This is a genomic window from Streptomyces sp. NPDC031132 (genome assembly GCF_055570595.1).
Genome location: NZ_JBVIGX010000002.1, coordinates 190406 through 202957 on the forward strand (window position 1 = coordinate 190406; position 12552 = coordinate 202957).

At 72.3% G+C, this 12552-nt stretch carries 10 protein-coding genes; 5 read left to right on the forward strand and 5 right to left on the reverse strand.

Annotated elements, in window-relative coordinates:
- Positions 1–253 precede the first annotated feature (253 nt).
- The gene (locus ACZ49B_RS03900) at positions 254–1633 is read left to right on the forward strand and encodes an aminotransferase class V-fold PLP-dependent enzyme (RefSeq protein ID WP_468300144.1); all 1380 of its coding nucleotides are present in this window, start codon (positions 254–256) and stop codon (positions 1631–1633) included.
- A 50-nt stretch (positions 1634–1683) separates the two neighbouring features.
- On the opposite strand, the gene ACZ49B_RS03905 is transcribed toward ACZ49B_RS03900, so the two are convergent.
- Positions 1684–2661, reverse strand: coding sequence for a carbohydrate kinase family protein (locus tag ACZ49B_RS03905; protein ID WP_468300146.1), 978 nt, complete (start codon positions 2659–2661; stop codon positions 1684–1686).
- A gap of 132 nt (positions 2662–2793) precedes the next feature.
- Here ACZ49B_RS03905 and ACZ49B_RS03910 point away from each other — a divergent pair, with 132 nt between their 5' ends.
- Entirely contained in the window at positions 2794–3006 is a 213-nt protein-coding gene (locus ACZ49B_RS03910) for a hypothetical protein (RefSeq protein ID WP_468300148.1), read from the forward strand.
- Between the two features lie 69 nt (positions 3007–3075).
- A complete protein-coding gene (locus ACZ49B_RS03915; protein ID WP_468300150.1) occupies positions 3076–4515 on the forward strand; it encodes a hypothetical protein in 1440 nt (479 codons plus the stop codon).
- An 86-nt stretch (positions 4516–4601) separates the two neighbouring features.
- On the opposite strand, the gene erpA is transcribed toward ACZ49B_RS03915, so the two are convergent.
- A complete protein-coding gene (gene erpA, locus ACZ49B_RS03920) occupies positions 4602–4958 on the reverse strand; it encodes an iron-sulfur cluster insertion protein ErpA (protein WP_030010511.1) in 357 nt (118 codons plus the stop codon).
- 305 nt (positions 4959–5263) lie between these two features.
- On the opposite strand from erpA, the gene nadA reads away from it, so the two are divergent.
- Entirely contained in the window at positions 5264–6451 is a 1188-nt protein-coding gene (nadA, locus tag ACZ49B_RS03925; protein ID WP_468300152.1) for a quinolinate synthase NadA, read from the forward strand.
- A 92-nt stretch (positions 6452–6543) separates the two neighbouring features.
- Here nadA and ACZ49B_RS03930 read toward each other — a convergent pair whose 3' ends face one another.
- The 3 genes from ACZ49B_RS03930 to ACZ49B_RS03940 form a co-directional block, all read right to left on the reverse strand.
- Entirely contained in the window at positions 6544–9687 is a 3144-nt protein-coding gene (locus ACZ49B_RS03930; protein WP_468300154.1) for an efflux RND transporter permease subunit, read from the reverse strand.
- A 266-nt stretch (positions 9688–9953) separates the two neighbouring features.
- Positions 9954–10655, reverse strand: coding sequence for a response regulator (locus ACZ49B_RS03935; protein ID WP_468300156.1), 702 nt, complete (start codon positions 10653–10655; stop codon positions 9954–9956).
- Between the two features lie 39 nt (positions 10656–10694).
- On the reverse strand, positions 10695–11528 hold the full coding sequence (locus ACZ49B_RS03940; protein ID WP_468300158.1) for an adenosylcobinamide-GDP ribazoletransferase: 834 nt from the start codon (positions 11526–11528) through the stop codon (positions 10695–10697).
- An 87-nt stretch (positions 11529–11615) separates the two neighbouring features.
- Here ACZ49B_RS03940 and ACZ49B_RS03945 point away from each other — a divergent pair, with 87 nt between their 5' ends.
- Positions 11616–12386 carry a hypothetical protein gene (locus tag ACZ49B_RS03945; protein WP_468300160.1) on the forward strand — a complete coding sequence of 257 codons (771 nt, stop codon included), beginning with the start codon at positions 11616–11618 and terminating at the stop codon, positions 12384–12386.
- Positions 12387–12552 lie beyond the last annotated feature (166 nt).

Below are 12552 nucleotides of genomic sequence, written 5' to 3' on the forward strand. Positions count from 1 at the left end.
CGGCCGGCCGCGGCCGTATTCGGGTCGGTCGCCGGCCCTGACGCAGGCAGGGGTTTGGATGTTTATGCGGACCAAACCCTACTGGACGCTATTTGGGGTCGCGCGGGGAGGGTGCCCAACGCGCCGCTACTGCCCCCGAAGGGATGGATCCGCCGTACGGGGGACGGCCCAACACCCCCTGAATGGCGGCCTCCGGGGGGCATCTGACGGCCCCTGACCTCGAACGGACCCGGCCGCCGGTTAGCGTGGCGGGATGCCGTACTTCGACACCGCGTCCGCCGCCCCCCTGCACCCCGTGGCCCGGCAGGCGTTGCAGGCCACCCTGGACGAGGGGTGGGCGGACCCCGCCCGGCTCTACCGGGAGGGCCGGCGCGCGAGGCTGCTGCTGGACGCGGCGCGCGAGGCGGCGGCGGAGGCGGTGGGCTGTCGCCCCGACGAGCTGGTGTTCACTCCTTCGGGGACGCACGCGGTTCACACCGGGATCGCGGGAGCGCTCGCCGGGCGCCGGCGCGTCGGCGGCCATCTGATCGTATCGGCGGTCGAACACAGTTCTGTCCTCCACGCCGCGCAGGCGCACGAGGCCGCCGGCGGGACCGTGACCCGGGTCCCCGTGGACCGCACGGGCGCGGTGTCCCCCGCCGGATACGCCTGCGCACTGGACGCGTCGACGGCCCTGGCCTGCCTCCAGTCGGCCAACCACGAGGTGGGTACGGTCCAGCCGGTGGCGGAGGTTGCCGAGGTCTGCGCGGCGGCGGGGGTGCCGCTGCTGGTGGACGCGGCGCAGTCGCTGGGCTGGGGCCCGGTCGAGGGCGGCTGGTCGGCGCTCACCGCGAGCGCGCACAAATGGGGCGGCCCGCCGGGAGTCGGGCTGCTGGCGGTCCGTAAGGGTGTCCGCTTCTCGCCCCAATTCCCCGCGGACGAAAGGGAGTCCGGCCGCTCCCCCGGTTTCACCAATCTCCCGGCGATCGTGGCGGCGGCGGCCTCGCTGCGCGCGGTACGCGCCGAGGCCGACGCGGAGGCGGCCCGCCTGCGGATCCTCGTGGACCGCATCCGGCGGCGCGTGGCGCGACTGGTGCCGGACGTGGAGGTGGTCGGTGACCCGGAGCGGCGGCTGCCGCACCTGGTCACGTTCTCCTGTCTGTACGTCGACGGCGAGACGCTGCTGCACGAGCTGGACCGGGCGGGCTACTCCGTCTCGTCCGGCTCCTCCTGCACCAGCTCCACGCTGACCCCGAGTCATGTGCTCCAGGCGATGGGCGTGCTGTCGGAGGGGAACGTACGGGTCTCCCTGCCGTCGGGGACGACGGCGGAGGAGGTGAACGGCTTCCTGGAGGTCCTGCCCGGGGTGGTGGCGGGGGTCCGCGCCACCCTCGGCGTGGGCGAACCGGTGGCCGTGGCGCCGGTGTCGGACGCGCTGGAGATCGATGCGCTGGGCCTGCGCTGCCCGCAGCCGGTGATCGAGCTGGCGCGGGTCATCGGCACGGTCCCGGTCGGCGGGACCGTGACCGTCCTGTCGGACGACGAGGTGGCCCGGCTGGACATCCCGGCCTGGTGCACGATGCGCGGCCACACGTACCTGGGCGAAGCCCCCCGCCCGGTGGGGGTGGCGTACACGGTCCGCCGCCGGGTGTGACGCCGGCGGGGCTGCTTCCAGCCCCGCCGGCCCTGCCCCGGCCCCGGCCGCTACGCGGCCAGGTGGGTGCGGACCTCCGACGCCGCGGCGTCGCCGTAGGCCTTCGTGAAGCGCTCCATGAAGTGCGCACGCGCCAGCGTGTACTCCTGGGTGCCCAGGGTCTCGATCACGAGCGTGGCCAGCATGCAGCCGACCTGCGCGGCCCGCTCCAGGCCCACGCCCCAGCCCAGACCGGTCAGGAACCCGGCGCGGAACGCGTCGCCGACGCCCGTCGGGTCGATCTTCGCCGTCTCCTCGGGGCAGCCGACCACGATCGGCTCCTCGCCGACCCGCTCGATGCGCACGCCCCGCGAGCCCAGCGTCGTCACCCGGGTGCCGACCTTGGCGAGGATCTCCTCGTCCGACCAGCCGGACTTCGACTCGATGAGGCCCTTCTCGTACTCGTTCGAGAAGAGGTACGTCGCACCCTCCATCAGGGTGCGGATGTTCTCGCCGTCCATGCGGGCGATCTGCTGCGAGAAGTCCGCCGCGAACGGGATGCCCCGCGTCCGGCACTCCTCCGTGTGGCGCAGCATCGCCTCGGGGTCGTCGGCGCCGATGAGGACGAGGTCGAGCCCGCCGACCCGGTCCGCGACCGCCTTCAGCTCGATCAGGCGGGCCTCGCTCATCGCGCCCGTGTAGAAGGAGCCGATCTGGTTGTGGTCGGCGTCCGTGGTGCACACGAAGCGCGCGGTGTGCAGGACCTCGGAGATCCGCACGGAGGCGGTGTCGACGCCGTGCCGGTCCAGCCACGCGCGGTACTCGTCGAAGTCGTACCCGGCCGCGCCGACCAGGATCGGGCGGGTGCCGAGCTGGCCCATGCCGAAGCAGATGTTCGGGCCGACACCGCCCCGCCGTACGTCGAGGTTGTCGACGAGGAAGGAGAGGGAGACCGTGTGCAGCTGGTCCGCGACGAGCTGGTCGGCGAAGCGGCCGGGGAAGGTCATGAGGTGGTCGGTGGCGATGGAGCCGGTGATGGCGATACGCACGGCGTGGACGCTCCTGCGAGGGACGGCGAGGGGGACAGTCAAAACTACCCGGTCGCTGCCCCGCGGCCGACCGCACGAAACTACCCCGTAGTAGGTCTTTCTTCACCCGCCGAGCCGTGCCTACCGTGCCCCATGACCTCTACCGATGGTTTCGGGTACGAGAACGCGGCCGACACGCAGCCCGAATTCGCGCGGCTGCTGGGCGACTGCGCCAGGATGGCCCCGCACTGGACGGTCCCGGCGCACCCCCGTCCGACCCGGGTGGCGCCCTCCCAGATCCACGGGATCAGCGTCCCGCCCTCCTCGGCCCGCCTGATCGCCTCCACGGCCGAGTACGGCGACTAGGGGAACCGGTTCGCCGTCTGTTCCGTCACAGCCGCATCAGCCACTGCGGTACAGGCGAAGGAGCAAGCGGTGACCAGCGAACAACCCGACACATCACGCGGCACACGGCGGCGGCCGGCCTGGGCCATCGGCTCGATCGCGGCCGCCGTCCTGCTCGCCGGCGGCGGTACGGCGTACTGGGCGGCGGCGGCCTCCGGCGACGGTACGCCGGGCGGCCGTACGGGTGACAGCGCGGCCTCCGCGCCCCGCGTCGCGCCGAGCCCCTCGGGGCCGGGCATCGCCCCCGGCGAGCCGGATCCGCACGGCAGCGGGGTGACGTACCGGGCGGACGTCGCCCTCCCCGAGGCTCCGGCGACCGCGCCGGCCTTCGCCGTGACCGGCGAGGTCACCTCGGAGGAGGTGGCCCGGCTCGCGACGGCCCTCGGCGTCCCGGGCGCCCCGCAGCTGACCGGCGACGTCTGGCAGGCCGGGGAGACCGCGGACGGCGTCGGACCCCGGCTCACGGTGAACCGCAAGGCGCCCGGTACCTGGAACTTCTCCCGCTTCCAGGGGACGGGCGGCGCCGGTGACGACTGCAAGCGCGGCAAGGACACCTGCGGCCCGGCCACGCTCCCCCAGGGTGCCCAAGAGGCGGACGGCGCGGGCGGTACACCGGTGAGCGAGGAGGCCGCCAAGGCCGCCGCCGCCCCGGTGCTCGCGGCCGCCGGGCAGGGCGGGGCCACGCTGGACGCCCGGCTCGTCCAGGGCGCCGTCCGCGTGGTCAGCGCCGACCCCGTGATCGACGGGCTGCCCACGCAGGGCTGGTCCACGAAGGTCAGCGTGGGTGCGGACTCCCAGGTGGTGGCGGGCAGCGGCGAGCTGAAGGCACCCGTACGCGCCGCCGATCAGCCGGTGGTCGGGGCCGTCGAGGCGCTGGCCCGGCTGAACCGGTCCTCGGCCGGGACGGGCGGTACGGACCCGGGGCCGAGCGGGTGCGCGACCTCGGTCCCGCTGACCCCGGACACCCCGGTCGGGCCCTCGGACACGCCGCCCTGCAACCCGGAGCCGCGCCCGATGAAGCCTCCGCGGACGGAGACCGTGAAGGGGGCCGTGCTCGGGCTGGCCCCGGGGACCGTGGACGGCGCGCGCGGCCTGGTGCCGGCCTGGCTGTTCGAGGTGGCGGGCAGCAACGGCGGGCCCGGGCGCACCGTGGTCCAGCCGGCCGGAGAGAACGGCTCCACCGCGCCTTCGGCCCCCAAGGGCGGCCGGACCGTGCCCGGGTTCTCGTACAAGGAGGCCGACCGGAAGCTGACCGTGAACTTCTGGGGCGGGGTGTGCAGCACCTACGCCCTGGAGGCGCGGGAGGAGGCCGGGTCGGTCATGGTGAAGATCACAGACACCCCGAACGAGCCGGGCCGGGCCTGCATCATGGTCGCCCAGGACATGACGGTGTCGACGACCCTCCAGCAGCCGCTCGGTGAGCGCAAGGTGGTCGACGTGACCTCGGGCAAGCCGCTCCCCCGGCAGTAGCCCCTACGCGAAAGGCCCCCGGCACCGAGAGGTGCCGGGGGCCTTTCGTCGTTCGGGCTCGCTCAGGGCTCGGCCGGACGACGGGCTTAGCTGAACGAGTCGCCGCAGGCGCAGGAGCCGGTGGCGTTGGGGTTGTCGATCGTGAAGCCCTGCTTCTCGATGGTGTCGACGAAGTCGATCGAGGCACCGTGCAGGTACGGGGAGCTCATCCGGTCCGTGACGACCTTCACGCCGTCGAAGTCCTTGACGACGTCACCGTCGAGGGAGCGCTCGTCGAAGAAGAGCTGGTAGCGCAGGCCGGAGCAGCCGCCGGGCTGGACGGCGACGCGAAGCGCCAGGTCATCGCGGCCTTCCTGCTCCAGCAGGGTCCTGACCTTCTCGGCGGCGGCGTCGGACAGGAGGATGCCGTCGCTCACAGTGGTCTTGTCGTCCTGTACGGACATCTGCATTCACTCCCGAAGTGGGCGGCTCCCCGCCGGAAGCAGGGAAACGTCGGACTCTTGCCGTGGATGGCAACGAGCGGGGTCGCGGATTCATTCCGGACCCGACGTATGTCTTAGACATTCATGCTCGCACACCGTCGAGAGCAGCCGGGCCCGACGGACCGAGTGCTTCATCTCAGGGGAATTCGTCACATCGACACTATCGGCATCGTCAAAGTGACGTGAAGCAGCTATCATAGATAGCGTCAAATAGACGAGAAGTCGAAGCTCTGCTTCAGAAGTCCCCTTGTCGCAGAACAGAAAGGGTGCGTGTCGTGACCACCGCCCAGCCTTTGGACGTCCAGCCGACGCCCCTTGCCCTGCTGCTGCTCGGCCGTGAGGCCGACCCCAAGAGCGAGCGCGGGGTGGAATGCCCCGGCGACCTGCCCTCGCCGTCGGACCCGAACCTCGTGGCACGCGCCCGCGCGGCCAAGGAGAAGCTCGGGGACAAGGTCTTCATCCTCGGCCACCACTACCAGCGTGACGAGGTGATCGAGTTCGCCGACGTCACCGGCGACTCCTTCAAGCTGGCCAAGGACGCGGCCGCCAAGCCGGAGGCCGAGTACATCGTCTTCTGCGGCGTCCACTTCATGGCGGAGTCCGCGGACATCCTGACCTCGGACGACCAGAAGGTCGTGCTGCCCGACCTCGCGGCCGGCTGCTCGATGGCCGACATGGCCACCGCCGAGCAGGTCGCCGAGTGCTGGGACGTGCTCACCGAGGCGGGCATAGCCGACGTGACGGTCCCCGTCTCGTACATGAACTCCTCCGCCGACATCAAGGCGTTCACCGGCAAGCACGGCGGCACGATCTGTACGTCGTCCAATGCGAAGAAGGCCCTCGAGTGGGCCTTCGAGCAGGGCGAGAAGATCCTCTTCCTCCCGGACCAGCACCTGGGCCGCAACACCGCCGTCCGCGACATGGGCATGTCCCTGGACGACTGCGTGCTCTACAACCCGCACAAGCCGAACGGCGGCCTGACCGCCGAGCAGCTGCGCGACGCCAAGATGATCCTGTGGCGCGGTCACTGCTCGGTGCACGGCCGGTTCTCGGTCGACTCGGTCAACGACGTGCGCGCCCGCATCCCCGGCGTGAACGTCCTCGTCCACCCCGAGTGCAAGCACGAGGTCGTGGCGGCCGCGGACTACGTCGGCTCGACGGAGTACATCATCAAGGCGCTGGAGGCGGCCCCGGCCGGCTCCAAGTGGGCCATCGGCACCGAGCTGAACCTCGTCCGCCGCCTGGCGAACCGATTCGCCGCGGAGGACAAGGAGGTCGTCTTCCTCGACAAGACGGTCTGCTTCTGCTCGACGATGAACCGCATCGACCTCCCCCACCTGGTGTGGACCCTGGAGTCCCTGGCCGAGGGCAACCTCGTGAACCAGATCCAGGTCGACAAGGAGACGGAGAGCTTCGCGAAGCTCGCCCTGGAGCGCATGCTCGCGCTCCCGTAGCCGGACCGCCCGTACGCCCGTACGCCCGGAGTACGCCCGAAGGGCCGCCCCTCGATCGAGGGGCGGCCCTTCGGCGTTCGTCAGAACGTGCGTCAGACCGTGACCGGGGACTCCTCGTCCGAGGACGCGTCCGGGGACGGGACCACCGTCAGGCGGGCCGTGCGCTTGGCCTCGTGCTTCGCGCGGCGGCGCTCCTTGCGGAGCTCGACGGCCGTGTACAGCGTCGGTACCAGGAGCAGCGTCAGCAGGGTCGAGCTGACCAGGCCGCCGATCACCACCACCGCGAGCGGCTGCGAGATGAACCCGCCGCTGCCGGTGACGCCGAGCGCCATCGGGAGCAGCGCGAAGATCGTCGCCAGGGCCGTCATGAGGATCGGGCGCAGCCGGTGCCGGCCGCCCTCGATGACGGCCTCGACGACGCCGAGGCCCTGGGCCCGGTACTGGTTGACCAGGTCGATCAGGACGATCGCGTTGGTCACGACGATGCCGATGAGCATCAGCATGCCGATCATCGCCGGGACGCCCAGCGGGGTGCCGGTCACCAGCAGCAGGCCGAGGGCGCCGGTCGCCGCGAAGGGGATCGAGACCAGCAGGATCAGCGGCTGGTTCAGCGACCGGAACGTGGCCACGAGCAGCATGAACACGATCGCGACGGCCGCGAGCATGGCCAGGCCCAGGTTGGCGAACGCGTCGTCCTGGTCGGCGGAGACGCCGCCGATGGTGGCCGTGGCCCCGTCGGGCAGGTCGAGCGCCTTGATCTTCGTCTGGAGCGCGGCGCCGATCGCCCCGGTGTTGTCGCCGACCGGCTTCGCGGTGACGGTGGCGGCGCGGGCGCCGTCGATCCGGGTCATCGAGACCGGGCCGGGGACCTCCTTGACCTCGGCGACGTCGCCGAGCTTGACCGGGCCGACGGGCAGCGCCTGCAGTTCGGCCAGGGTGGTGGCCGGGTGCGCGGACTTGATGACGATGTCCCGCTCGGTGTTGTCCAGTACGGCCTTGCCCGCCGGGTTGCCCCGTACGGCCTGGGCCACGATCGCGCCGAGCGCGGCCTGGTTCAGGCCCGCCTCGGCGGCCTTCGGGGTGGCGGTCACCGAGATGCGGGGCACGGACTGGGACAGGTCGCTCTGTACGTCGGTGACGTCGTCGAGCGTGGCCACCTCGGCCCGGACCTGCTCGGCGGCCTTGGCGAGGACGCCCGCGTCGCCCGCCTTGACGATCACGCTGAGGTTCTGGCTGCCGAAGCCGCCGCCCGCCGAGATGCCGGTGTCTCCGATGCCGTCGAGCTTGCCGAGCGCGTCCTCGATGCGCTTCTTGACGGCCTCGGATTCGCCGGAGTCCTCCAGGGTGACCTGGTAGGAGGCCTGGTTGGAGCCCGTACCGCCGCCGAAGGCGGCCAGGAAGCCGGAGGAACCGACGGTGACCTGGTAGTCCTTGACTCCCTTGACCTCGGTCAGGGCCTTCTCGACCTTCTGGCTCGCCGCGTCGGAGGCGGCCAGCGAGGTGCCCGGGGGCAGCTGCTGCTTGACCGTCAGGACGCTCTGCTCGCCCTGGTCGAAGAAGTTGGTCTTCAGCAGCGGCGTCATTCCGAAGGTGGCGAGGAGGACGATCACCGCGACGGCCTGGGTGGCGAACCGGCGGCGGGTGACCAGGCGCAGGGCCCGCACGTAGAAGCGCTGGAGGCGGCTGTTCGCCTCCTTCTCCTCGGCCTCGCGGCGCGCCTTCGCTGCGCTCTCGGGGTCCCCGGCCGTCACGCCCTCCGGCGCGCGCAGGAACCAGTACGAGAGCACCGGCACGACCGTCAGGGAGACGATCAGCGAGGCCAGCAGGGCCGCGGCGACGGTGAGGGAGAACGGGCCGAAGAACTCGCCGACCATGCCGCCGACGAAGGCGATCGGCAGGAAGACGGCGACGGTGGTCAGCGTGGAGGAGGTGACCGCGCCGGCGACCTCCTTGACCGCGGCGATGATGGCGGCCTCGCGCTCCTCGCCGTAGCCGAGGTGGCGCTTGATGTTCTCCAGGACCACGATCGAGTCGTCGACGACGCGGCCGATGGCGATGGTGAGCGCGCCCAGGGTCAGCATGTTGAGCGACAGGTCGCTGGTCCACAGCACGATCAGCGCGAGGACCACGGACAGCGGGATGGAGACCGCGGTGACCAGCGTCGAGCGCAGCGAGGCCAGGAAGACCAGGATCACGATCACCGCGAAGAGCAGGCCGAGCAGGCCCTCGGTGGTGAGGCTGGAGATGGACTTGGCGACGGGCGGGCCCTGGTCGCTGACGACGGTCAGTTCGGCGCCGGCGCCGAGCGCGGTGCGCAGCTCGGGCAGCTTGTCCTGGACGGCGTCGGAGATCGCGACGGCGCTGCCGTCCTTGTCCATGGTGAGGACGAGGGCGAGGCTGGGCTTGCCGTTGGTGCGGGTGATGGAGACGGCCTTGGCGGGCTCCTGGTTGACGGTGGCGACGTCGCCCAGGCGCACGGCCGGCTTGCCGGGGCCGGCGCTCAGGCGCAGGTCCTGGAGCTGGGCGAGGGAGGTGTAGCCGCCGCCGACGCGGACGGTCCGGTTCTTGCCCGCCTCGTCGAAGGAGCCGGCGGGGACGGTCGCGCCGCCCGCCTGGAGGCCCTGCGCGAGGGCGGCGCCGTCGAGGCCGGCCGCCGCGAGCTTGGCGTTGTCGGGGATGACGGCGACCTGGAGGTCCTGGACCCCGTCGACGCTGACCTGGCCGACGCCCTCGATGTCCTCGAGGACGGGGACGACGGAACGGTTCAGCTGGTCGGCGAGCGCCTGCTGGTCCTTGTCCGAGGTGACGGAGAGGACGACGGTCGGGATGTCGTCGGTGGAACCGGCCACGACCTGCGGGTCCACCTCGGCGGGCAGCCGTACGCGGGCCCGGTTCACGGCCTGCTGGACGTCGGCGACGAGCTGCTTGGTGCCGCTGTCGCCGTAGTCGAACTTGGCCATGATGAGGGCGTTGCCCTCGCTGGCGGTGGAGGTGATGCCGGTGATGCCGTCGACGCCCTTGAGCGTGGCCTCGATCGGCTCGATGACCTGCTTCTCCACCACGTCGGGCGAGGCGCCCTGGTACGGCGCGAGCACGGACACCATCGGCAGGTCGATGGACGGCAGCAGCTGCTGCTTGAGCTGCGGGATGGCTATGGCGCCGAAGAGCAGCGCGGTGATGGACACGAGGCCGATCAGCGCTCTTTGCGCCAGGCTGAATCGGGACAGCCAGGACATGGGTGGGATCTCTCTGCTGGGGCGTGCGCGGGGCTGGGCCTGAAGGCCGCGGGCCTTCAGCCTTCCGCACGCCGGGGCGGCGCTGCGTCGCCCCCAGGTGCCGCGTCTTTATCCGCCGCATACCGCGTCCGCAGTACGCGCCCGTACTCCACGGCCCTGCGCGCCGGCCTGCGCGCGGTCGCGCCGCCAGGGCCTGTCTTTCGGATCATGCCGGGCTCGCGGGGCCCGGCACGCGCCCCGATCCGGCCTGATCCAAAAGGCAGGCCCTAGTCCGCCCGGGGCCGGACGAGTCCCGATTCGTAGGCGGTGACCACCAGTTGGGCCCGGTCGCGGGCGCCGAGCTTCGCCATGGCCCGGTTCACATGGGTCTTGACGGTGAGCGGGCTGACCTCGAGCCGGCCGGCGATCTCGTCGTTGGACAGGCCCGCGGCGACGTGGACGAGGACCTCGCGCTCCCGGACGGTCAGCGCGGCGAGCCGCTCGGCGTGCACGGCGGCGGGGCCGGCGGGGTCGGCGCCGCCGCCCTGGGCGAGGAAGGTGGCGATGAGCCCTTTGGTGGCGGCCGGGGAGAGCAGGGCCTCCCCGGCGGCGGCGACGCGGATGGCGTTGAGCAGTTCCTCGGGTTCGGCGCCCTTGCCGAGGAACCCGGAGGCGCCGGCCCGCAGGGACTGGACGACGTACTCGTCGACCTCGAAGGTCGTCAGCATGACCACGCGGACAGCGGCGAGTTCGGGGTCCGCGCTGATCATGCGGGTGGCGGCGAGACCGTCGGTGCCGGGCATCCGGATGTCCATGAGGACCACGTCGGGCCGGGTCTCCCGGGCGAGCGCGCAGGCCTGGGCCCCGTCGGAGGCCTCGCCGACGACCTCCATGTCGGGCTCGGAGTCGACCAGCACCTTGAAGGCGCTGCGGAGCAGGGCCTGGTCGTCGGCGAGCAGCACCCTGATGGTCGTCGGCGTATCTTCCACGCCCCGAACCCTACGTGTTCCGCTCCGGGGGCACGGGGGTCAGCCCAGGGCCAGGACGACGAGGGCCGTGGTCGCCGCGATCTCGGCGAGGGCGCCGAACACGTCGCCGGTGACCCCGTCGAAGCGCCGTACGCAGCGGCGCAGCAGGTGTTCCGCCGCCGCCAGGGCGATCAGGACCGCGCCCGCGCACTGGACGGCGGCCCCCGGGCCCACCGGCAGGGCGGCGGCCCCGGCCAGGAGGGCCACCAGTGCGGCGATGCCGGCGGCCGAGCCCTTGGGGAGCACCCCTGCGACCGCCGCCCCCAGCCCCTCGTGGCGGGCCGGTGGTACGCCGTCGCGGGCGGCCAGCGTCATGGCCAGCCGGGCGGTGACGGCCGCGATGACCGTTGCCAGGGCCCCGTGGACCCAGCTCTCGGCGTAGAGGTCGGCCAGCGCCCCTGCCTGGACCAGCAGCACCAGCAGCAGCGCCACCACCCCGAAGGGGCCGATGTCGGACTGCTTCATGATGCGCAGCGCCGTCTCGGCCGGCTTCGCGCTGCCCAGCCCGTCGGCGGTGTCGGCGAGCCCGTCGAGGTGCAGACCCCGGGTCAGGGCGGCCGGTACGGCGACGGTGACGGCCGCCGCGAGCAGCGGGCCGCCGCCCAGGATCAGCAGCAGCACCCCCGGCACGGCCGCGATCAGGCCCACGACGAGCCCGGCGAGCGGCGCACACGCCATGCCGGTGCGGGCCGCGGGCCGGTCCCATCGGGTGATGCGGGCGGGCAGCACGGTGAGCGTGCCGAACGCGAAGCGCACGCCGTCGCGCAGCGAGGCGCGCTCCGCGGGCGGCGTCAGGGGCGACGCGGGGGGCTGGTCGTCGAACGAATCTTTCATCGGCGCGAACGCTACCCGCTCGCCGAGGGCGGTAAATTGCCGCATACGGGAAAATTGGGGAGCTGCCCACAACAGGGAGCCGGCGGTATGGGTCACTGGTGGTACCGGAACATCGTCGAACCGGGGAAGCTCCCGCTGCTCCTGGCCCTGCTTTCGTTCGTCATGTCGTTCCTCGTCACCCGTGTGATCACCCGGCTGATCCGGGCCGGGCGGGGGCCGTTCAAGAACGTCACCCCGGGCGGTGTGCACATCCACCACGTGGTGCCCGGCGTCGTCCTCGTGATCATCGGCGGTTTCGGGGCGGTGGGCAGCGGCCGGCACGGCTTCGGCGCGATGCTCTCCGCCGTCATCTTCGGGCTGGGCGCGGGCCTGGTGCTGGACGAGTTCGCGCTGATCCTGCACCTCGACGACGTCTACTGGAGCGAACAGGGCCGCAAGAGCGTCGAGATCGTGGTCCTGACGGCCGCGCTGGTGGCGTTGGTGCTGGGCGGGTTCCTGCCGTTCGGCGTCAACGACCTGACCGCCGACGAGCGGCAGAGCCGCGGGCTCATCATCATGAACACCGCGACGAACTTCTTCCTGGCCCTGATCGCCCTGTGGAAGGGCAAGGCGCGCACCGCGTTCTTCGGCACGGTCATCCCGTTCGTGGCGCTGATCGGGGCGATCCGGCTGGCCCGCCCCGGCTCCCCGTACGCGAAGAGGTTCTACGCGAAACGTCCGCGGGCCCGCGCCAAGGCCAAGCTGCGCGCCTTCCACCACGACCGGCGCTGGGCGGCCCCGCGCCGCAGGTTCGAGAACTTCATCGGCGGGACCCCGGACCCGGAGCGGACACCGGTCTCGAAGTCGACCAAGCACTAGAGGAAGCACTGGACGAAGCGCTGGACGGAGCGCTGGACATGGGGGCGGGGGGGGGGGGGGGGGGGGGGGGGGGGGGGGGGGGGGGGGGGGGGCTGGGGGGCGGGAGGGGGGGGGGGGGGGGGGGGGGGGGGGGGGGGGGGGGGGGGCGCGCCCGCCGGGCGCCACG